This window comes from Phyllobacterium sp. 628 (assembly GCF_014189505.1).
Lineage (GTDB): Bacteria > Pseudomonadota > Alphaproteobacteria > Rhizobiales > Rhizobiaceae > Phyllobacterium.
On record NZ_CP050301.1, the window covers coordinates 257,853 to 278,353 of the forward strand.

A 20,501-nucleotide genomic window follows, 5' to 3' on the forward strand; every position below is an offset into this window, starting at 1 on the left:
AAGCGGGCTGTTTCGTCGCATTGGTCATTCTTTGCTTTATTATCGGTGCATGACTGAACTGTGACAACGCGGATTGATTGACGCGGTGTTGATGTGCCCTCTAGACTTCCGCGCATAAGCTGTTCTTCTTTTTGCGATTCGCGTAAAAGAGCGACATACAGGGGAAACGCGAAAATGGCACCGGAAGCCACCCTCAAACAGGTTTTGGAAAGACTGGCAAAAGCCTTGGCCCATCTTGAGAATGCAGTTGATCTGCGTCTCGAACAGGAAGGCGATTTTGCTGAAGCCGAGGAAGAAGTCCAGCGCATGAACATGGACCGGCGCAGGCTGGCTCAGGAGCTGGATGCATCCGAAGGACGCGCGGAACGTCTGGAAGCGGCAAACAAGGAAGTCTCCCGCCGCCTTGTGACGGCGATGGAATCTATTCGCACCGTACTGGACCGGTAAAACCGATATCAGTTGAAAGAGACAAGCATGGCCACTGTAACAGTTACGATTGATGGCAAAGCTTACCGGATGGCCTGTGACGAAGGTCAGGAACAGCATCTGACGGGGCTGGCCGAACGGTTCGACCGCTACGTGGCCCATCTCAAGTCATCTTTCGGAGAGATCGGTGACCTGCGCCTAACCGTCATGGCCGGGATCATGATCACGGACGAGCTCAACGAATTGCAGATGCGCGTCAAAGGCCTTGAAAACGAGGCCGATGCGTTACGCAAGAGCCGCGACGAGGCACTGCTCAAAGCCGACAAGAACGACACGGCCATCACCGGCGTCCTGTCTGGAAGTAACCGCACGCATCGAAACTCTTGCGGCAAAGATTGCCCCCAAAGCAAACTGAAGCTGGCTGATTGATAGGCCCTTCGAAACCGAATGCCTTAGCCCTCGATTTCCTCGCGCAGCATTTCGAGCTCCAGCCACTCTTCCTCGAATCGCTCGAGCTCGTGGCGCTTCTTGCTGATCTCTTCGACAGTCTTGTTGAAAAGCTGCGGGTTTTTGGCAAATAGGTTCGGATCGGCAAGCTTTGCCTCAAGCTTGTGCACGTCAGCGTGCAGCGCTTCCATCTTGCCCGGCAGGCTTTCCAGTGCAAATTTCTGCTTGTAGGAAAGCTTGCGCTTCTCCTCGCGCTGCACCGCCGGTTTCTCTGCCGAATTATCCGATGAAGCCTGCGTTTTGGCGCTCTTCAGTTCTTTGCGGGTCGCGATGGCTTCCTTGCGCTGCGCCAGCATGTCCGTATAGCCGCCAGCATATTCCAGCCAGCGTCCATCGCCTTCAGGCGCGATGACCGACGTCACCGTCCGGTCAAGGAAGTCACGGTCGTGGCTTACCAGAAGGACGGTTCCCGCAAACCCGGCAACCAGTTCCTGCAACAGGTCGAGCGTTTCCATATCGAGATCGTTGGTCGGCTCGTCCAGCACCAGAAGATTGGCCGGACGCGCCAGCACGCGGGCCAGCATCAGCCGTGCTCGCTCGCCGCCAGAGAGTTCGCGAATTGGCGTGCGCAGCTGTTCCGGCTGAAACAGAAAGTCTTTCATATAGGAAGCCACATGGCGCTGCTCGCCATTGACGATGACATTTTCGCCCCGTCCGTCCGTCAGATAATCCGACAGGGTCTGCTCGAGGTTGAGACTGTCGCGCTTCTGGTCCAGCACCGCTATTTCCAGATTGGTCCCGAGCCGGACAAAGCCGCTGTCAGGCGCAAGCAACCCGGTCAACATTGATAGGAGCGTCGTCTTGCCCGCACCGTTCGGACCAACAAAGCCGACACAATTTCCGCGCTGGATGCGGGTGGAAAAATCCTTCACCAGAACCAGATCGTCATAGGCTTTGACAAGATGTTCCGCTTCAATGACCAGCTTGCCGGATTCTTTGGCATCACTGGCTTTGAGAACCGCTTTTCCCTGCGCGCCGCGATGATTGCGGAATTCGCCGCGCATGGTCTGCAATTCGCCCAGGCGGCGCATATTGCGCTTGCGCCGTGCCGTAACGCCGTACCGTAACCAATGCTCCTCGCGCACGATCTGGCGGCCGAGCTTGTGCAGATCGCGCTCTTCTTCCTCCAGCACCTTGTCACGCCATTCTTCGAATGCGCCAAAGCCCTGATCAAGCCGTTTCGTAACGCCGCGATCCAGCCAGACTGTCGCGCGGCTGATGTTTTCCAGAAAGCGCCGGTCATGGGAAATGACGACGATGCTGGAGCGGATTTGCCGGAGCTCGCCTTCCAGCCATTCGATGGTCGTCAGATCGAGATGGTTGGTGGGCTCGTCGAGCAACAGGATGTCAGGCTGCGGTGCCAGAACCTTGGCCAAGGCAGCGCGCCGCGACTCGCCGCCCGAAAGATTATCGGGTTTTTCCTCACCAGTCAGGCCAAGATGTTCAAGCAGATAGCTGACACGGTAGACATCGTCCGCGGGTCCAAGCCCCGCTTCGACATAGTCACGCACATTGGCGAAACCCTCCATGTCAGGGGCCTGCGCGAGATAGCGTATCGTAACGCCCGGATGACGGAAGACTTCACCGTCGGTCGGCGTGATAAATCCCGCTGCGATCTTTAAAAGTGTCGATTTTCCCGAACCGTTACGGCCGACAAGGGCAATACGGTCGCCTTCGCTGACGGAAATGGCTGCATCGCTTAAAAGCGGTGTACCGCCAAAGGTCAATGCAATCCGGTCAAGACGAAGAAGAGGAGGAGCCATGGGGTTTTTCAGTTCTGGAAAATGAGCGCAATCGCCGGACATTTGTGCCGACGGGCGCTTGTCGGCGAGAATAGCGCCGCTGTCAAATGCGTTTAAGCGCCAGGAACGAAAACAGGCCGGAAATCCGGCCTGTTTGTATCCATTCAGCAGTCGGCTGCTTAGTAACCGCCGTTGTTACCATCATTGTAGCCGCCACCGCCATAGGGTGCGCCGCGACCGCCATTGCCTTCGCATGGCGCATTGTAGATGCTGCCATCCGGGCGCTGATAACGGCAAAGATTTCCATTGCCGCCGCCGCTTGGCGTGGTAGCTGTACCAACAGCCGCGCCCAGAAGCGCGCCACCGGCAGCACCGATCACTGTGCTCTTGGTGTTATGCCCGAGCGCCTGCCCTGCCAATGCACCAACACCGCCGCCGATCAATGCACCCGTCCCGGCACGCTGATTCTGCTCGCTTGTTTCGCAGCCCGCCAGTGACATGGCCAGAAGCGCGGAAACCGCAATTGCGGTCAAACGAAAACTCATTTCAGATCCTCTCAACATATGAAGTCAGCTCATACCCTGCTGGCTCAATACGGCAGAAGAAAGATTGGAGGGGCCAAAAACAAAACAGGCCGGTTTCCCGGCCTGTCCTGTAATTTATAATTGATCGAAGGATCAATAACCGCGGCAAGGAGCGCGATAACGCTCGCCATAACGGTTTTCATATGTGCAATAACGACGGCTGCCGCCATCATTGGCCGTTGCGGCACCAACAGCGACACCACCGACGCCGCCGATTGCTGCACCAGCAAGCGCGCCACGGCCACCACCGATTGCACCACCAGCCAACGCGCCAAGTGCTGCACCGCCGACGCCATAACCTGCCGTACGCTGTTCACTTGTTGTACAACCGGCCACTGAAAGTGCCAGAAGTGCGGCTACTGCTACTGTCGACAAACTTTTCAACATAGAAGACCTCTCCCGTTTCAAAACTAAACTAACCAGCTTGCGTCCCCAATGCTGTGCACCAAGAATTGCATTTTCCGCGTTGTTTTACAAGCGTTTCGCAATTTTTAGGGTGCAGCAATAAGGATTGCATTGCCCGAACGAAGCGATACGTGGAGATTTCCACACACGGCATTCGACACTGTAAGCGATGAACCGAAAGAAAGTTCCATATTTTCTAACGGCCACCGCGCACCATGGATAAATAATCCGCGCAGTGTCGTAAATGCAATAATGCTGAAGACAGTTCCATCGGCAAAATCGAACGCATACGTTCCCTCAACCAAGGGGTGTGCTTCTTCGGTCCCGCTCGACAAAATAAGCTTCTTGCCCTCGGCAGCGTATCGGGTCGCCATGGTCAGATGCAGCAGGGTGTGATCGGTGCGTTCGCCGCCGAAAGCGCCGCACAGGATGACTTCCGTTGCGCCGAGGCGATAAGCTTCATTCAGCGCCAGTTCGCCATCGGTCATATCTTTGGCGGCGGGAAAGACCGAACGCGGCACATGGGCATAGCGCTCGGCAAGTTCAGGCGATGTCGAATCGAAGTCACCCAGCCACAGTTCCGGTTCCAGACCCAAGGGTTCGGCATGGGCCATGCCGCCATCAGCCGCCAGAACGCGCGCTCCGGCCACCAGATGCCGCAGGCGCTCGGTGACGTGAACGGTTCCGCCAAGAAGAAGAACGAATTTGCTCATGGACCGGCCATAGCATGCCCAAAGCCGGTCGCACAGAGTATCTCTGATTTGAAATTACACGAGACGTCCAAGTGCAATCGCGGCAATACCGGCGATCGCCACACCCATGGCGAGAAACAGGCTTGGATACATTGTCGGAATGAATTTTTGGCGGCGTGGCCGCAAACGCAACGGACTATGACGGGAAACCCGTGCAGACCTGTTCTCCTGCAACCTGACGCTCGAATGATAAAAGCCCTGACCGCGAAACATTGTTTGATCCTTTCTTTGGAAACCACCCGCACCGGATGTTTTCGCGGCGGAAGATAATTGGACAAAAGTCAGCTTTCGATTTGGCAAAGACGGCAAAACATAAAGATTTCATAAGCATCGGCCGCTTGCGCCGCTCCAGCCGAACCTCTATTCTCGAACCGCTCTAACGGGGTGCCGGTCTTCGAACCGGCTGAGAGGCACAAGGAGAAATCCTGCCAACCCGCGGAACCTGATCCGGTTTGTACCGGCGGAGGGATTAGACGCGGCACACCTGCCGGCGCACCGATCCTTTTGAACAATGAAGAATAGGAGGCGCCGATGCGGCCATTTTCTACACTTTTGAAAACAACAGCTGTTCTTGCTCTGATCGTGGGCTTCGCCAGCGCCGCGCAGGCGGAAGGCAAACTGACCGTTTACACCTATGAGAGCTTCACAGCCGAGTGGGGTCCGGGACCAAAGGTCAAGCAGGCCTTTGAAAAGCAGTGCGCCTGCACCGTGGAATTTGTCGCCGTTGCCGACGGCGTTGCCCTGCTCAACCGCATCAAGCTTGAGGGCGAGATCGACCAAGGCTGATGTGGTTCTTGGCCTCGATACGAACCTCACCTATGAGGCGAAAGAAACCGGCCTGTTTGCTCCGCACGGTATTGATAGCAGCGCCATCACCATTCCCGGCGGATATAAGGACGATATCTTCGTTCCCTATGACTACGGCTATTTCGCTGTTGTCTATGATTCCGACAAGCTGAAGACCCCGCCCACAAGTCTGAAAGAGCTGGTGGAGGGTGACCCGAAGCAAAAAATCGTCATCGAAGACCCGCGCACCTCAACGCCGGGTCTGGGCCTCTTGCTCTGGGTCAAGTCCGTTTATGGCGACAAGGCAAGCGAGGCCTGGGCCAAGCTCAAAGACCGCGTCTTGACTGTCACACCCGGCTGGTCGGAAGCCTATGGCCTCTTTACCAAAGGTGAAGCGCCGCTCGTCCTGTCCTACACCACGTCGCCTGCCTATCATCTGATTGCGGAGCGGGTGGACCGTTACAAGGCCGCTTCATTCAGTGAAGGCCATTACCTGCAGGTGGAAGTGGCAGCACAGACCGTGAGCGGCGCAAAAAACCCGCTCTCGGCACAGTTTCTGACCTTCATGACCAGTCCGGCGTTTCAGGATGCCATCCCGGAAAATAACTGGATGTACCCGGCCGCGAAAACCACTGATGCGCTCAATCCTGCGTTTGAAACGCTGGTGCAGCCCGTGAAGACTCTGATCTTCCCGGCGGAAGATGTTGCCAAGAACCGCAAGGCGTGGATCGATGAATGGCTTGCGGCCATGAGCCTATAATCGGTGATCGCCGTTCGCACGCTCAAACCATGGGCTGGGGCCTTGGCCCTCGCATTTCTGGTGGTGCTTGCGGGCGGCGCATTGTTCAGTCTCGCCTTTGAGGCGCTGCGCGGCAGTGCGGCAGGTTTTGCAGCCTTTGACAGCTATCTCTGGCGGGTCGCGCGCTTCACTCTTATGCAGGCTCTGCTCTCTATGCTGCTCGCCGTGGTTTTTGCCATTCCTCTGGCCCGCGCGCTGCATTCTCATCCAGCTTTTCTAGGCCGCGCGTTCATTCTGCGCCTGTTTGCCTTGCCGCTGGCATTGCCAGCACTTGTTGCGGTGCTTGGCATTACCAGTATTTATGGCCGCAACGGGTTGCTCGCCTTCGGGTTCAGTGCAGTCGGCATTGATGTCGCGCCCAATATCTATGGCCTGACCGGCATTCTGCTTGCCCACGTCTTTTTCAATCTGCCGTTGGCAACACGGCTCATTCTGTCCAGCCTTGATTCCATCCCCGCAGACTATTGGAAATTGTCGTCACAGCTTGGCATGGGCGGCTGGGCACGCTTCCGGTTGATTGAGTGGCCGGTGATCCTGCGCAATCTTTCCGGGATCGCCGGGTTGATCTTTATGCTGTGCATCACGTCCTTCACCATCGTGCTCACCCTTGGTGGCGGTCCGCGCGCGACGACGCTGGAAGTGGCAATCTATCAGGCCCTGCATTTTGATTTCGACATTGCCCGTGCCGTGTCGCTGACACTGCTGCAACTCGGACTCACCGTGGCCATACTGCTTTTGCTCAGCTTGACCGGCAGGCCGGCGGAAGAAGGTTTCAGTCTGCAAACGACAACACGCCGGTTTGACAGGCCGGCAGGTATGGAAAAATTTGCCAATATTGCTTTGATCATTGCAGGCGTGCTGTTCGTCGGTCTGCCCATGGCTGGCATCGTCGTATCCGGCCTTGGTGCCGATCTCTCACGACTGCTCGCAGAATATCTGGTCTGGCGCGCTATTCTCACCAGCATCGTGCTTGGCGCCAGCGCCGCTGCATTCTCCGTTACGATCTCACTCTCGCTGGTCATGGCACGCGAATATATGCAAAGCCAACGTCAAACGGCCAATGCCGGCCTGTTCGAACGCGCGCTCGATCTTGGTGCAAGCCTGATCATGGTGGTGCCACCCATTGTCATCGGCGCAGGCTGGTTCATCCTTTCGCGCCACGCCGTTGATCCGTTCAGTCTCGCGCCTGTCATGGTGATCTGCGTCAATGCCGCCATGGCCGTGCCCTTTGCCTTCCGCATTCTCCGCCCGGTCTGGGATACGGCGGCCAGCAATCACAACCGGCTGTGCCTGCAGCTTGGCGTCTCCGGCTGGAGCCGCCTGCATCTCATTGACTGGCCGGTGCTGCGCCTTTCCATCGGCGTGGCATTTGCCTTTGCCATGGCTCTCTCGCTTGGCGATCTTGGAACCATAGCGCTCTATGGCAATGATTCCATCCAGACCCTGCCGTTCCTCCTCTTGCAGCGTATGGGAAGTTACCGCACACAGGATGCGGCAGGATTGGCGCTTATTCTTGGCGCATTGTGCCTGCTGTTGATGTTTGCAGCGGATCGCGGGGCAGCAAGTCTGGCAAGACAGGACAATGGAGCGGATGACTGAACGCGTGAAACAATCAGCAAGAGGCGGCGCGGCGATTCTGCTCGATACCGTTCGTTTTGATTATGGCGATATGGCCATGCTGTTCGATTTTACCATCGAGCCCTCATCCGTCGCGGCCATCATTGGCCCAAGCGGCGCGGGCAAATCCACTGTGCTCAACCTCATAGCTGGCTTTGAGACGCCATTGTCCGGCAAAATTCTGATCGACGGCGATGATATAACCGGGGTCGCACCATCGCAGCGCCCGGTATCGATGGTATTTCAGGAAAACAACCTCTTCGCTCACCTCGATGTGGTCGCCAATGTTGGTCTTGGCCGCAAACCCAACCTGCGCCTCACCCAGGCTGATCGTGCGGCCGTCAATGATGCGATTGCCAAGGTCGGTCTTGCAGGCAAGGAACAGCGCAAACCGGCAGCTCTGTCGGGCGGCGAGCGTCAGCGCGTGGCCATCGCCCGCGCCCTGGTGCGCAACCGGCCCGTCCTTTTGCTCGATGAAGCCTTCGCATCGCTCGGACCTGCCCTGCGCCATGAAATGCTCGATCTTGTCGGTCAGCTGCAAAACGATACCGGCATGACCATTGTCATGGTCACGCATCATCCGGAAGATGCCCTACGTCTGCCATCCACGCTGTTTTTTCTTGAAAATGGCCGGGTTGCGGCCTCTGGTCCGGCGCGCGAACTGCTCTCGGATAAAAGCCCCTCGCTGTTGCGAAAATATCTCGGCTCGCAAGACTTATCGGTTTGACATATTTTGTACTCAATGCCCCTCATAAGAAATCAATGAAATTCTTGCTCAAGCCTGCTCAACGGGTTAGCTAGAAAGCAACGATGCCGATTCCGCAGGCAAAAGACGAGTGAGAACTTGGTTTTAGCGATGGCGTCAGATGACATGAGGACATGATTCTGGGCTCACACGTACTCCCGATTGGCACAACGCGGCTTTATCCGGCAACCCGGCGTACAGGTCTGGTATCGGCAACGCTGCTGCTCGCCTTTCTGTCCGGATGCCAGGTTCTGAACGTGACCAAGGAAGATGCGCTTGGGCCTTCATCAAGCCCGGTGATCGTCGATAACGTCTCAAAGAATGACCGGCTTGCCAAGCTCAGCGCCGAACAGCATCCGCGTATTCTTGCCACCTATGGTGGTGAATACAAGGATGCCAAGCTGGAGCGCATGGTGGCCAAGGTTGTCGGCAAACTGACAACAGTGTCGGATAACCCGACGCATACCTACCGCATCACCATTTTGAACTCGCCCAATATCAATGCTTTTGCGCTGCCGGGTGGTTATCTCTACGTCACGCGCGGACTTCTGGCGCTGGCCAATGACAGTGCAGAACTTGCGGCGGTTATTGCCCACGAAATGGGCCACGTTATCGCCAATCACGGTATTGAGCGTCAGCAGCGCGAGCAGGAAGCGCAGATTGCCGGACGTGTTGTCTCTGAGGTGCTGCAGGATGATGTGGCCGGACGCGAAGCGCTTATTCGCGGCAAGTTGCGTATGGCCCAGTTCTCGCGCAATCAGGAATTGCAGGCGGACGCGATCGGCATCAAAATGATCGGCGAAGCAGGGTACGACCCTTTTGCCGCCGCACGCTTGCTGCAATCCATGGCCGCCTATGCGGATTTCCGCAATGTCTCCGGCGCCACCGACGCCAGCCTCGACTTCCTTGCGAGCCACCCATCGGCGCCGCAGCGTATTGAGTTGGCGCGCGGCCACGCCCGCAAGATCGGCGCGCCGGGTGTCGGCACCACCGATCGCGATTCATTCCTGCAGGGCGTTGACGGTCTGCTCTATGGCGACACGCCGGAAGAAGGCTATGTGCGCGGCCGCACCTTCGTGCATCCATTGCTCGGCGTCAGCTTCACCGTGCCCGACGGCTTTACCATCGACAACTCAGCCGCCGCCGTCATGGCGACAGGCCCCGGCGAAGTTGCAATCCGTTTTGACGGCACGCAGATCTCCGGCAAGACGTCGATGACGGATTATATGCGCAGCGGCTGGGTCACCGGCCTTGATGATGCCAGTGTCAAGGCGACAACCTTCAATGGCATGCCCGCAGCCACGGCAAAAGCCAAAGCCGACCGTTGGGAATTCGATATTTTTGTCGTGAATTCCGGCGACCGTATCTACCGCTTCCTAACGGCAGCGCCAACTGGCAGCACCGCATTGATGCCCGCTTCACAGACCGTCACCCAGAGTTTCCATCTGCTGACGCCACAGGAAAAGGCCGATATCAAACCGCTGCGAATCCGCGTTGTCACGGTCAAACCGGGTGAGACGCTGGCAAGTCTGTCAAGCCAGATTATCGGCACGGACCGCAAGCTCGATCTCTTCCGCCTGATCAACGCGCTGCCGCCCGGCGGTACTGTCTCTGCCGGGGACAAAGTCAAGATCATCGCCGAATAACACCGGAGCGACGTCACAAAAAAGCCCGGCAATGCCGGGCTTTTTGCTGGAAAGAATAAACCCGCTCTTATGCGGCTTCTTCCTGTTCGTCTTCAACAACCAGATCTGCGTCAGCATCAGCTTCCGCTTCTTCAGTCTTCGCACCGCGCTTTGGACCCTTGGCGAGATTGACCTCGATCAGGCGAACAGCTTCGGTTTCAGACATCTTGTTGACGGCAGAAATCTCGCGCGCCATGCGGTCGAGTGCGGCTTCATAGAGCTGACGTTCTGAATAGGATTGTTCCGGTTGATTGTCAGCGCGGAAAAGATCGCGAACAACTTCTGCGATCGAGATCAAGTCACCCGAGTTGATCTTCGCATCATATTCCTGCGCACGGCGGGACCACATGGTGCGCTTGATACGGGCACGTCCCTGAACAACTTTCAGAGCACGTTCGACATAATCAGTTTCAGAGAGCTTGCGCATACCAATAGCGGTTGCCTTGGCAACCGGAACCTTGAGGCGCATCTTGTCTTTTTGAAAATCAATAACAAACAGTTCAAGCTTGTGGCCTGCAACTTCCTGTTCTTCGATATTGACGATCTGTCCTACACCATGAGCCGGATATACAATAAACTCGCCCGTCTTAAATCCGATACGCTGGGCGGTCTTCTTCTGCGGAACTGCTGTCATACGCTTCATTACTCCCTGCTGCGCCCGGCAACGCACCGGTTAAACCAACCACTGGAAACCGGGACCCCGGTTTGTCGGCCGTCAATTTTTCACGCAAAGCAATCCGAACCAACAGCAGGACAGGGTCACAGTACGATAACCTTAACCTGCGTTGTTAAGTTCGGAAAAAATCTAGCCAATTGGTGATTTAAGCTTTAGCGCCACGAAGTTGACGTCCAATGATCATCATATTCCGTCACCATAACACGAAAAGTGATCAGAATCAACTTTTTGCTGCACATGCTCAAAATAGACGCATTACAAGACTTGATTTTCAGAGCAAATCAGTCTCGCCGCCCATGGGTCAGACCCGATAATCATCTTCCGTTCTTTAATCGCCTTCGCCGGGCTCCGGTGAAAAGAACTTTTCCAGTTTGCCTGTCACGCCATCCATATCCTTGGCATCGGCAGGCGCATCTTTCTTGGCAGAAATGTTTGGCCATTTCTCGGAATATTCGGAATTCAGCTGCAACCAGCTATCCAGCCCCGGCTCGGTATCCGGCTTGATGGCTTCTGCAGGGCATTCCGGTTCACAAACGCCACAGTCGATGCACTCATCCGGATGGATGACGAGCATGTTCTCACCTTCGTAAAAACAATCGACGGGACAGACCTCAACGCAATCCATATATTTGCAGCGGATGCAATTGTCGGTCACAACATATGTCATTTACTGGCTCCTGAGACACCATAGCAGCGTGTCAGCGGTTGAGGTAACGATTTGGCAGCGGGCTGACAAGAGGGGAAAAACGGACTGCGGCACCAGAACGCGGCCCGAAAAATCCCGGCGTGCAAAGGTTTGTCTTCATCACATCAGGACCGGAGCCAATGTTCAAGTCCGCAGAGTGCCATTCATCGCATCGCGATGACCCGCCAGCAAGCAACGATACTCTCCTCATATAGGCTATAGCGGAATAGTATTTTAGTCCTCTGGTAAAAATGGGAGATAAATTCGCCGGTTCAGTGATTTCACCGTCAAAACGAGAATTTGGACCTTTGAATTTGGGCGGAATGAACTCTCAAATCAAACGAGACAGTGGCTGACACAGCTGCGCATGGTTCGACAAGCTCACCATGAGGGAAACGGTGGCTGCAAGACCGATCGAAATATTTAGTGCCCTGCAATCAAACCCTCTCCCTCATGGTGAGCTTGTCGAACCACGAACATTGCTAATGCCATAGAACAGAGAGAATATTTTAATCTTCCCGCTCGCCGTCGCCCTGCATCAGCCTGTCTACTTGCCGCCGCTCGCGTTTGGTGGGGCGGCCACTGCCCGCGTCACGGCGCGGCAGCGTATCCAGCCGGCTCAAGGCATCCTTGGGTGGAGGGGGTGGAGAAATGTCCTCATAAAGCATGCGGGCTTCTTCAGCCGGGCCACGCCGGGTACCACCAGCCAGTACTTTGTAAATGAGGATGCGCCTGTCCAGTGTAATCGTCAGCACGTCACCGGGTTTGACCCCGTGTGACGCTTGATCGATCTTGTCCTTGTTGACCCGGACATTGCCGCCCGATGCCAGTTTTGCCGCCAGGGAACGGGATTTGACAACCCGTGCGAAGAACAGCCATTTATCGATGCGCTGCCGGTCCGTTCCCGTCATGACTACTTTTTCATTTGCTCCTTGAGCGCCAGCAATTTGGCGAAGGGAGAGTCCATGTCGATCTTGACCGGGCGTTCTTCGCGTTCCGGCCGCTTGTGCTCGGGCTTGTTGCCTGATGGCTTGCCGCCATCCTGCTTGAACCGGTCATTACCCCCCGGCTTGCCCTTGCCACGGAAATCCTTGCGCTCGCCCCGCTCGTTCTGCTGGCCTGCATTGCGATCAGGACGGCCTTCCGGACGCGGGCGGCGGGCTTCACCCTCACTATTGCCATTGTTGGCCTGTGGTGCGCGCTGGTTGTCACGGCGTTCCGGACGGCGATTGTTGTTACGCCCTTCAAAACGCGGAGCCTGACGCCAGAGAAGAACCGGCTTGGGTGCTTCTTCGGCTGCAGCGGGCGCTGCTGGCGTCTCAACCACGGGTTCGGAAACCTCTTCAACCACAGGCGCAGCAACCACTTCCACAGCCTCGGTGGCTGGCTCGACAGCGGTTTCAGCAACCGGCTCTGCCGCAGCTTCGGTTTCAGTGGCTTCGGGTGCCGCCTCAACCGTTTCGGCTGCTACAGCTTCAACAGCCTCTGGTGCAGGAGCCTGTGCGGCGGCATCGAGTTCCGCAACCTTTGCTGTCACAACAGCCACATCTGTGGCTTCCGAACGATAGCCTAGGTTCTTCAGGATCTCTTCCATATCGTCGGCGGTTGCGCCGAGAATGGACATCATTGCCGGTGTGACAACGAACCGTGTGCCATCATAAGCGCCATCAGGCCGTGTACCGGTCCCTGGCTTCCATGCCAGTGCCGGACGAATAAGGTCGGCCAGACGCTCGAGAATGTCGATGCGCACTGCGCGGCGTCCGAGCAATCGGTAACCGCCAAGGCGATAGAAGGCCGGATCGAACGTTGCGTCAGTAACAACCGATGTACGTCCTGCCGAAAGCACCTGAACCACATCGCCATAACCCGGACGGTCCTTGGCATCTTCCTTAAGAGCCCACAGCAGGGTCAACAGCCCCGCAGGCGCGGGTTTGAGCAATGCGGGCAGGAAGACGTGATAGGCGCCGAAACGCACGCCCAGACGGCGCAGGGCAGCGCGCGAATCCTGATCGAGACCGCGCACGTCCTCGGCTACATCCCGCCGCTGCAGCACACCGAAGTTTTCGACCAGCTGGAATGCCAGTCCGCGGGTGATCCCCACCAGCGCGTCGGCATTGGCAAGATCGACCAGCGGCTTCAGAACCGTATCGACGTGATGGGCTAAGAAACGGTCGACACGGGCCGCGACCTTGTCGCGTGCCGGACCGGTCAATTGTTCGTCGGCCAGAAGCACCGCACGGGGCTTCAGGGGTTGTTCACCCGAAACGACAGAGGCGATCGTCGCGCCGATCCAGCGCAACGTTCCGTCCGATGCGAGTGCAAAGTCGCCATTCGCCGAAGCGGAAAAACGCTCGGCGCGATTTTCGAACTCCGTCGCCAAGGCTTTTTGCGCGGCGGCCTTTACGGCTTTGGCATCGGTTCCATCAATCTGGCTGTCCGTGGTAAAACGGAATCCATCCAAACGTCCAACATGGTGCCCTTCGACGACGACGTCCCCGGCAGGGCTAATTTCGGCTTCTAGCATTGTATTCTCTCTCAGGCGCCTCATAAGCACGCTTGTCCTGCGGCCTACGAAGCGTTTCGTCAACCGTTCATGCAGTGCATCGGATAATCTGTCCTCAATTTCACGCGTCTTTTCTTGCCAATGTGCCTGATCTGCCAGCCAACCGGGCCGATGAGACACAAAAGTCCAGGTTCTGATCTGGGCGATCCGTCGCGACAAGGCATCAATATCGCCGTCTGTCGTGTCGGCCCGCTGGACCTGTTCACCCATATAGGTTTCGTCAACATGACCATGTTTGACAAGGTCGGAATAAATCGACGCGATAATATCCGCATGTTGCGCCGGCGCAATCTTTCGATAGTCCGGCAGGGCACATGCATCCCATAAAAGTGCCACACGCTCCGGCGTCGTCACCAACCGCGCAACGTCCGGATCCTTTGACAAGGAGTCGAGCGCCTGCTGATCAACCGCAGGCAGCGCCCGTGTCAGACCTTCAACCGGTGCTGGCGTGTCAATCGAGCGCTTCAGGGCATCGATGCTGGCAAAATCAAATCGCGCCGTGCGCCATTGCAGGATTTTGACCGGATCGAAAGCATGCGATTCCACCCGCTGCACCAGTTCCTCGGAGAAACCGGAAATCTGCCCGGTGACGCCAAACGTTCCGTCGCGCAAATGCCGCCCCGCGCGGCCGGCAATCTGGCCGATTTCGCCGGGCGACAGGTCGCGGAACTGATAGCCGTCAAATTTCCGGTCCTGGGCAAAGGCCACATGATCGACATCAAGATTAAGGCCCATGCCGATAGCATCGGTTGCCACCAGATAATCCACATCGCCCGACTGATAAAGTTCAACCTGTGCATTGCGGGTGCGGGGGCTCAATGCGCCCATGACCACAGCAGCACCACCATTCTGACGGCGGATCAGTTCGGCTATGGAATAGACCTCTTCAGCCGCGAAGGCGACGATGGCCGTGCGTGGCGGCAGGCGCGTGATCTTCTTGGAACCCGCATAGGTGAGGTTTGACAGGCGCGGCCGGGTGACAACGGAAATGCCGCGCAGCAGCTTTTCGAGAATGCCGCGCATGGTGGCGGCGCCAAGCAGCAGGGTTTCCTGACGTCCCCGCAGATGCAGGATGCGGTCGGTGAAGATATGGCCGCGTTCCAGATCATTGGCGAGCTGCGCTTCGTCAATGGCGACAAAATCCATGTCGGTCTGGCGCGGCATTGCCTCGACTGTGCACACCGCGTAGCGCGCGCCGGGGGGCATGATCTTTTCCTCGCCGGTAATCAGCGAAACATTGGCCAGCCCTGCCCGCGCGACCACACGGTTATACACCTCCCGTGCCAGCAGACGCAGCGGCAAGCCGATCATGCCGCTCTGGTGCGCAAGCATCCGCTCGATGGCGAGGTGGGTCTTGCCCGTATTCGTCGGCCCCAGCACAGCCGTGACATCACGGCCGCTCAAGATCAGAGGAAGTTCGGGAGTGGGCATAACATTCATCAAATAAAATCCAACACCGGCACGACGGCCTTACCAAAACCAGCAAGGCATGCCGGGCATGCATGATCCGATAGCATTATCGGTATCAGACAGAAAGTATGCGGCGACCTCAAGATAAACAATCATGCATGGATTCACGGAGTGTTCCATTAAGAAATAGAACGCGAGCAGAACGAATCAGCGACGAATCAGCTATAGGACCAGATTCCTGCTTTGTTCACGGCCATATCTAGCTTTCTGCTGCCTGAGTCGCACTACATGCTGAATCAGCGATGAAAGGATTCATTCGAATCTTCGTCCCGGCGTTAACCTTTGCCATTTCCGGCGTTTGAGGAGTCAAGCGACGGGTCACCACCTCACGTCACTTTAAGAAAATCGTAATATTTCCTTACACTTAGTTAAGCAGTAAAGCGCTCCAACCACCGTTTTCGTTAACACTCCGATCAAAGGCAGAACGAATCAGCGACGAATCAGCGCTTTATGTGCTTTCCCGTTTTGTTCACCGCTACATCTTGTGCGAAGAACACACGAGTCGCACCAATCGTCCGGAACGGGGTATCAGAATAGGACAAGATTCAGGCGGGGCTGTTAACTTTTGGCCAAAAATCACGGGAATCAGCAGGCCATAAAAGCGGACGCCGCGGTCCATTTCTGGAACCGCGTCGCCGCTGAATAGGGCTCGGATCAGCTGAAATACTGTCCGCCATTGGCCGATAGAGTCGATCCGGTGATGAAACCGGCATCGTCGGAGGCGAGAAACACAACGCAGCGTGCCACTTCTTCCGGCTCACCCAAACGGCCGACCGGAATCTGCGGAATGATACGTTCGTTGAGAACCTTCTCATCAATGGCCCGAACCATTTCCGTCCCGATATAACCGGGGCAGATGGCATTGACGGTAATGCCCGCACGGGCACCTTCCTGGGCAAGCGCCTTGGTAAAGCCGATATCACCCGCCTTGGCGGCGGAATAATTGGCCTGCCCGGCCTGACCCTTCTGCCCGTTGATTGAGGATATATTGATCACACGGCCGAATTTGCGGTCACGCATACCGGTCCATACCGGATGGGTCATATTGAACAAACCGGTGAGGTTGGTATTGACCACCTCACCCCACTGACCCGGAGTCATCTTATGGAACATGGCATCGCGGGTGATACCCGCATTGTTGACCAGCACTGCAACAGGCCCAAGATCTGCTTCAACTTTAGCAATACCGGCGGTGCATTCCTCATAATTGGAAACGTCCCATTTGTAGGTAGCAATGCCGGTTTTTTCCGTGAATTTTTTTGCCGCATCATCATTGCCGGCATAATTTGCCGCGACCTTGTAACCTGCCGCTTTCAGAGCCACGGAGATGGCTGCGCCAATACCACGTGTTCCACCCGTAACGATTGCCGTTTTGGTCATATTTCCCCTCCCTAATGCATGTTGGATTCAAAGTAAGGTTTGTTGAAAAAGAGACGTGGCAGCACCTGTGAAATTTAGTGCCGCCGGAACGCCGGCTCAATAAAACTGAACCGGCGCCCTGTTTTACAGGACTAATCCTTGATGCGCTCGACGCAGAGCGCAATGCCCATGCCGCCACCGATGCACAGCGTGGCAAGACCCTTGGTACCGTTACGGCGCTTCAGTTCGAACAGCAGCGTGTTGAGCACGCGGGCGCCCGACGCACCGATCGGATGTCCGATGGCAATGGCACCGCCATTGACGTTGACGATGTCAGGATTGAGCCCGAGATCCTTGTTGACCGAAAGCGCCTGCGCCGCAAACGCTTCATTGGCTTCCACCAGATCGAGGTCCTCCACCTTCCATCCGGCTTTTTCCAATGCCTTGCGCGATGCAGGAATAGGACCCGTACCCATGATTGCCGGATCAACACCGGCGGTTGCCCATGACACGATGCGAGCCAGCGGCTTGACATTGCGGCGCTTGGCTTCGTCTTCGCTCATTAGAACAACGGCGGCTGCACCGTCATTCAGACCCGATGCATTGCCTGCGGTGACTGTGCCTTCCTTGTCGAAGGCCGGCTTCAGTTTGGCAAGGGAATCCAGCGTTGCGCCGTGACGGATATATTCATCGTCAGCAACGATCACATCGCCCTTGCGGGTCTTGATGGTGAAAGGAACGATTTCGTCCTTGAATTTTCCCGCCTTCTGCGCGGCTTCCGCCTTGTTCTGCGAACCGAGCGCAAATTTGTCCTGATCATCGCGGGTAAACTGCCACTTGCGGGCAATGTTTTCAGCGGTATTGCCCATGTGATAGCCGTTGAACGCGTCGGTCAGACCATCCTTGATCATGGTATCGACCATCTTGAAGTCGCCCATTTTCACGCCGCCGCGCAGATGTGCGCAATGCGGCGCCATCGACATGGATTCCTGACCACCTGCAACAATGATATCCGCATCGCCGGTTGCGATTTGCTGCATGCCCAGCGCTACCGCGCGCAGGCCGGAACCACAGAGCTGGTTGAGACCCCAGGCAGTGGCTTCCTGGGGAATGCCGGCTTCCATGGCGGCCTGACGCGCCGGGTTCTGACCCTCGCCTGCACTCAGCACCTGACCCATGATCACTTCATCGACATCGGCTCCATCAACTCCGGCACGGCTCAGGACTTCCTTGATCACAGCCGCGCCAAGCTCGTGTGCCGGAACATTGGCAAAGGCGCCGTTGAACGAACCGACAGCGGTCCGTGCCGCACTGGCGATAACGATGGATTGGGTCATAGACGTCTCCTCAAATTTTGTTTGCTGATTTCGTCAGCACGCTTCCTGAACAGAATTCCCTCCCTGCGACGGTTTGACAAGGGGCATTTGCCACGAACGCAAATTTATCGTCAGCGCTACGAGGGGAACAGAATAATCTGCGCACTGGATGCGCTGCACAAATCACTTTGAATTGTGTCGCTTTGCCCCTATCTTCACAGGTCTATCAGGAAGCAGGCAGGCTAATTCACGCCTTTCGAGTCTGGTAATTAAGAGGTGGGGAGTTTTCAGATGGCAGCAAAAACCGGTGACATCGTCATTAAAAAATATGCCAACCGGCGTCTCTATAATACCGGCACAAGCACCTATGTGACGCTGGAAGACCTGGCCGAAATGGTAAAGCGGAATGAGGATTTCACCGTACAGGATGCCAAGACCGGCGAAGATATCACCCACTCCGTCCTGACCCAGATCATTTTCGAGCTGGAAAACAAGGACGGCCAGACCATGCTGCCAATCCCGTTCCTGCGCCAACTCATTGCCTATTATGGCGACCAGATGCAGGTGGTGCTGCCGACATTCCTAGAGCAGTCGATGAGCGCCTTCGTCAAGGAACAGGAGCGTATGCGCGAGCAGCTGTCCACGGCGTTCGGCAAATCGCCCATCGACATGATGAACATCAATTCGCCGATGAAGCTTGTCGAGGAACAGGTGCGCCGCAACACGGAAATGCTGCAGCATGCCATGCGCATGTTCACGCCCTTCCCGCTCAACAAGACAGCCGGAGCAGCCGAGGCGGCTGAAGCACCCGCTGCCGAAACCGCTAAAAAGGATACCGGGCTGGATGAGCTGAAAGAGCAAATCGCAGCCATGCAGCGCAAGCTGGACTCTCTCGACAAATAATCCAAGCCAGTTTCAGCCAAGGCTCAAGCATCCGGCATTCGCGCGGATAGGCTTTTCTATTCTAAAATCCACACAAGCCCCAAAGAGGATATCATGCCCCTACTCACACTTTCCAAAGCCAACACGATTATCAAAGCCGCTCTCGCCAAGGGCACCGATGCAGGCATGCGCCCGCTTTCCGTTGCAGTCCTCGATGCGGGCGGCCACCTCAAGGCGTTCCAGAAGCAGGATGGCGCGTCCATGCTGCGTTTTGAAATCGCCTTCGGCAAGGCATTTGGCGGTCTGACCATCGGTACCGGCTCGCGCACCGTCGAGAAGTTTGCCAAGGACCGTCCGCATTTCGTTGAAGGTCTGGTTGCCGCGTCCGGCGGCCGGGTCATCCCGGTTGCCGGTGGCGTTCTGATCAAGAATGCAAAAGGTGAAATCCTTGGCGCTGTCGGCGTTACCGGCGATACATCCGACAATGACGAGATCGCTGCCATCGCGGGCATCGAAGCCGCTGGCTTCGTCGCGGATGGCGGTCAGAGCTGATCAACTTTAAAAGCCAATGGTATTCCCGGCTGGTCCGGGAATACCTGCTTATAAACTCGGCCCGATAAACAACCTGGGCACGATAAAATCCACAAACACCCGCAGTTTCGGCGACAGGTGCCGGTTGGATGGCCACAACACCCAGAACTGGCCGGTCTGAACCAGACATTCATCCAGCAAGGTCTGCAGTTCCCCTGACTTTACCGCATCGGCCACCAGGAAGTCCGGCATATAGGCAATCCCGAGGCCTCTCATTGTTGCGCCGAACAGGGCTTCCATATTGTTGCATGTCAGCACCGAGGGCAGCCGCGGGTCAGCGCCCATCGCGGTCCCCGCCAACACCCAGTCCTGCAGTTTGCCACTGGTCGGAAAGCGGTAACGCAGGCATGCATGTTGCTGCAGATCGCGTATATTATTGGGTGTGCCTTTGCGCTTGAGATAGGCCGAGGATGCCACAAGCACCTGCCGGAACGGCCCGAGCCGCCGCGCCATCAACGTGGAATCGGGCAAGTCTCCACTGCGGATAACCGCATCAAAGCCTTCTTCAATGACATTGACCATCTGATCGTTGAAATCGAGATCAAGCTCGATATCGGGGTAAAGCCGTTCGAACTCCGGCAGGTATGGCAGCAGAAAACGATAGCCGATGGTCGGCAGACTAACCCGCAAACGCCCGCGCGGCGTTTCCTTGGTCTGGGACAGCATTGATTCCGCGTCATCCAGATCGTCGATGATACGGCGGCACCGTTCGTAAAACAGCTCGCCTTCCGCCGTCAGGCTGATGCGCCGCGTGCTGCGCTGGAACAGCCGCACATCCAGCCGTTGTTCCAGCCGCGCAATTGTTTTGCCCACAGCCGAAGCAGAGACGCCAAACGAACGCCCAGCCGCCGCAAAGCTTAATGTTTCAGCAGCCCGGACAAAGGCAAACAGCCCGTTGAGATTATCCATGC

18 protein-coding genes, 2 pseudogenes and 1 riboswitch are annotated in these 20,501 nt (G+C 56.6%); of the genes and pseudogenes, 8 read left to right on the plus strand and 12 right to left on the minus strand.

The window, feature by feature from the left end; translation table 11 throughout:
* Positions 1–174: 174 nt before the first annotated feature.
* Together HB779_RS02825 and HB779_RS02830 are read left to right on the plus strand one after the other, a co-directional pair.
* Positions 175–447 carry a DUF4164 domain-containing protein gene (locus HB779_RS02825; RefSeq protein WP_188344305.1) on the plus strand — a complete coding sequence of 91 codons (273 nt, stop codon included), beginning with the start codon at positions 175–177 and terminating at the stop codon, positions 445–447.
* A gap of 27 nt (positions 448–474) precedes the next feature.
* Positions 475–841, plus strand: a pseudogene (locus HB779_RS02830) (cell division protein ZapA).
* Positions 842–878: 37 nt separating this feature from the next.
* On the opposite strand, the gene HB779_RS02835 reads toward HB779_RS02830, so the two are convergent.
* The 5 genes from HB779_RS02835 to HB779_RS02855 all read right to left on the minus strand — a co-directional run bounded on the left by HB779_RS02835 (position 879) and on the right by HB779_RS02855 (position 4,629).
* Positions 879–2,696, minus strand: a complete 1,818-nt coding sequence (locus HB779_RS02835) for an ABC-F family ATP-binding cassette domain-containing protein (protein ID WP_188344306.1) — start codon at positions 2,694–2,696, stop codon at positions 879–881.
* A gap of 158 nt (positions 2,697–2,854) precedes the next feature.
* Positions 2,855–3,220 (minus strand): YMGG-like glycine zipper-containing protein, encoded by a 366-nt coding sequence (locus HB779_RS02840; protein ID WP_188344307.1) that lies wholly within the window; start codon positions 3,218–3,220, stop codon positions 2,855–2,857.
* A 132-nt stretch (positions 3,221–3,352) separates the two neighbouring features.
* Positions 3,353–3,646, minus strand: a complete 294-nt coding sequence (locus tag HB779_RS02845) for a hypothetical protein (RefSeq protein WP_188344308.1) — start codon at positions 3,644–3,646, stop codon at positions 3,353–3,355.
* A 104-nt stretch (positions 3,647–3,750) separates the two neighbouring features.
* Positions 3,751–4,377, minus strand: a complete 627-nt coding sequence (locus HB779_RS02850; RefSeq protein WP_188344309.1) for a thiamine diphosphokinase — start codon at positions 4,375–4,377, stop codon at positions 3,751–3,753.
* Between the two features lie 54 nt (positions 4,378–4,431).
* On the minus strand, positions 4,432–4,629 hold the full coding sequence (locus tag HB779_RS02855) for a hypothetical protein (RefSeq protein ID WP_188344310.1): 198 nt from the start codon (positions 4,627–4,629) through the stop codon (positions 4,432–4,434).
* Between the two features lie 157 nt (positions 4,630–4,786).
* A riboswitch (TPP riboswitch) is annotated at positions 4,787–4,902 on the plus strand.
* A 45-nt stretch (positions 4,903–4,947) separates the two neighbouring features.
* On the opposite strand from HB779_RS02855, the pseudogene thiB reads away from it, so the two are divergent.
* The 4 genes and pseudogenes from thiB to HB779_RS02875 all read left to right on the plus strand — a co-directional run bounded on the left by thiB (position 4,948) and on the right by HB779_RS02875 (position 10,009).
* Positions 4,948–5,962: pseudogene (gene thiB, locus HB779_RS02860) on the plus strand (thiamine ABC transporter substrate binding subunit).
* A gap of 3 nt (positions 5,963–5,965) precedes the next feature.
* Positions 5,966–7,600: a thiamine/thiamine pyrophosphate ABC transporter permease gene (thiP, locus tag HB779_RS02865; protein ID WP_210302602.1), complete on the plus strand. Its 1,635-nt coding sequence runs from the start codon at positions 5,966–5,968 to the stop codon at positions 7,598–7,600.
* Positions 7,593–8,345 carry a thiamine ABC transporter ATP-binding protein gene (gene thiQ, locus HB779_RS02870; protein WP_188344311.1) on the plus strand — a complete coding sequence of 251 codons (753 nt, stop codon included), beginning with the start codon at positions 7,593–7,595 and terminating at the stop codon, positions 8,343–8,345. Before thiP ends, thiQ begins: the two co-directional genes overlap by 8 nt.
* Positions 8,346–8,581: 236 nt before the next feature.
* A complete protein-coding gene (locus HB779_RS02875; protein ID WP_244642536.1) occupies positions 8,582–10,009 on the plus strand; it encodes a M48 family metalloprotease in 1,428 nt (475 codons plus the stop codon).
* Positions 10,010–10,076: 67 nt separating this feature from the next.
* Here HB779_RS02875 and HB779_RS02880 read toward each other — a convergent pair whose 3' ends face one another.
* From HB779_RS02880 to HB779_RS02905, 6 genes are all read right to left on the minus strand, one after another.
* Complete coding sequence (locus HB779_RS02880) at positions 10,077–10,691, minus strand: CarD family transcriptional regulator (RefSeq protein WP_188344313.1); 615 nt, start codon at positions 10,689–10,691, stop codon at positions 10,077–10,079.
* Between the two features lie 361 nt (positions 10,692–11,052).
* Positions 11,053–11,391, minus strand: coding sequence for a ferredoxin FdxA (gene fdxA, locus HB779_RS02885; RefSeq protein WP_188344314.1), 339 nt, complete (start codon positions 11,389–11,391; stop codon positions 11,053–11,055).
* Positions 11,392–11,918: 527 nt separating this feature from the next.
* Positions 11,919–12,320: an RNA-binding S4 domain-containing protein gene (locus HB779_RS02890; protein ID WP_188344315.1), complete on the minus strand. Its 402-nt coding sequence runs from the start codon at positions 12,318–12,320 to the stop codon at positions 11,919–11,921.
* A gap of 2 nt (positions 12,321–12,322) precedes the next feature.
* Positions 12,323–15,412, minus strand: coding sequence for a helicase-related protein (locus HB779_RS02895; RefSeq protein ID WP_188344316.1), 3,090 nt, complete (start codon positions 15,410–15,412; stop codon positions 12,323–12,325).
* Between the two features lie 684 nt (positions 15,413–16,096).
* On the minus strand, positions 16,097–16,822 hold the full coding sequence (locus HB779_RS02900) for a beta-ketoacyl-ACP reductase (RefSeq protein ID WP_188344317.1): 726 nt from the start codon (positions 16,820–16,822) through the stop codon (positions 16,097–16,099).
* Between the two features lie 131 nt (positions 16,823–16,953).
* Positions 16,954–18,138 carry an acetyl-CoA C-acetyltransferase gene (locus HB779_RS02905; RefSeq protein WP_188344318.1) on the minus strand — a complete coding sequence of 395 codons (1,185 nt, stop codon included), beginning with the start codon at positions 18,136–18,138 and terminating at the stop codon, positions 16,954–16,956.
* Positions 18,139–18,408: 270 nt separating this feature from the next.
* Between HB779_RS02905 and phaR the strand changes: the two genes are divergently transcribed.
* Together phaR and HB779_RS02915 are read left to right on the plus strand one after the other, a co-directional pair.
* Positions 18,409–19,020, plus strand: a complete 612-nt coding sequence (gene phaR, locus HB779_RS02910; protein ID WP_188344319.1) for a polyhydroxyalkanoate synthesis repressor PhaR — start codon at positions 18,409–18,411, stop codon at positions 19,018–19,020.
* Between the two features lie 93 nt (positions 19,021–19,113).
* Positions 19,114–19,551, plus strand: a complete 438-nt coding sequence (locus tag HB779_RS02915; RefSeq protein WP_188344320.1) for a heme-binding protein — start codon at positions 19,114–19,116, stop codon at positions 19,549–19,551.
* Between the two features lie 48 nt (positions 19,552–19,599).
* Here HB779_RS02915 and HB779_RS02920 read toward each other — a convergent pair whose 3' ends face one another.
* On the minus strand, positions 19,600–20,499 hold the full coding sequence (locus tag HB779_RS02920; protein WP_188344321.1) for a LysR family transcriptional regulator: 900 nt from the start codon (positions 20,497–20,499) through the stop codon (positions 19,600–19,602).
* Positions 20,500–20,501 lie beyond the last annotated feature (2 nt).

What these genes read in the sequence shown, in the direction of transcription:
- HB779_RS02890 (WP_188344315.1), bottom strand. Translation starts at nt 12,320, where the DNA reads ATGACGGGAACGGACCGGCAGCGCATCGATAAATGGCTGTTCTTCGCA.
- HB779_RS02850 (WP_188344309.1), bottom strand. Translation starts at nt 4,377, where the DNA reads ATGAGCAAATTCGTTCTTCTTCTTGGCGGAACCGTTCACGTCACCGAG.
- thiQ (WP_188344311.1), top strand. Translation starts at nt 7,593, where the DNA reads ATGACTGAACGCGTGAAACAATCAGCAAGAGGCGGCGCGGCGATTCTG.
- HB779_RS02905 (WP_188344318.1), bottom strand. Translation starts at nt 18,138, where the DNA reads ATGACCCAATCCATCGTTATCGCCAGTGCGGCACGGACCGCTGTCGGT.
- HB779_RS02900 (WP_188344317.1), bottom strand. Translation starts at nt 16,822, where the DNA reads ATGACCAAAACGGCAATCGTTACGGGTGGAACACGTGGTATTGGCGCA.
- HB779_RS02895 (WP_188344316.1), bottom strand. Translation starts at nt 15,412, where the DNA reads ATGAATGTTATGCCCACTCCCGAACTTCCTCTGATCTTGAGCGGCCGT.
- HB779_RS02920 (WP_188344321.1), bottom strand. Translation starts at nt 20,499, where the DNA reads ATGGATAATCTCAACGGGCTGTTTGCCTTTGTCCGGGCTGCTGAAACA.
- HB779_RS02855 (WP_188344310.1), bottom strand. Translation starts at nt 4,629, where the DNA reads ATGTTTCGCGGTCAGGGCTTTTATCATTCGAGCGTCAGGTTGCAGGAG.
- HB779_RS02835 (WP_188344306.1), bottom strand. Translation starts at nt 2,696, where the DNA reads ATGGCTCCTCCTCTTCTTCGTCTTGACCGGATTGCATTGACCTTTGGC.
- HB779_RS02840 (WP_188344307.1), bottom strand. Translation starts at nt 3,220, where the DNA reads ATGAGTTTTCGTTTGACCGCAATTGCGGTTTCCGCGCTTCTGGCCATG.
- HB779_RS02915 (WP_188344320.1), top strand. Translation starts at nt 19,114, where the DNA reads ATGCCCCTACTCACACTTTCCAAAGCCAACACGATTATCAAAGCCGCT.
- HB779_RS02880 (WP_188344313.1), bottom strand. Translation starts at nt 10,691, where the DNA reads ATGAAGCGTATGACAGCAGTTCCGCAGAAGAAGACCGCCCAGCGTATC.
- phaR (WP_188344319.1), top strand. Translation starts at nt 18,409, where the DNA reads ATGGCAGCAAAAACCGGTGACATCGTCATTAAAAAATATGCCAACCGG.
- HB779_RS02845 (WP_188344308.1), bottom strand. Translation starts at nt 3,646, where the DNA reads ATGTTGAAAAGTTTGTCGACAGTAGCAGTAGCCGCACTTCTGGCACTT.
- fdxA (WP_188344314.1), bottom strand. Translation starts at nt 11,391, where the DNA reads ATGACATATGTTGTGACCGACAATTGCATCCGCTGCAAATATATGGAT.
- HB779_RS02825 (WP_188344305.1), top strand. Translation starts at nt 175, where the DNA reads ATGGCACCGGAAGCCACCCTCAAACAGGTTTTGGAAAGACTGGCAAAA.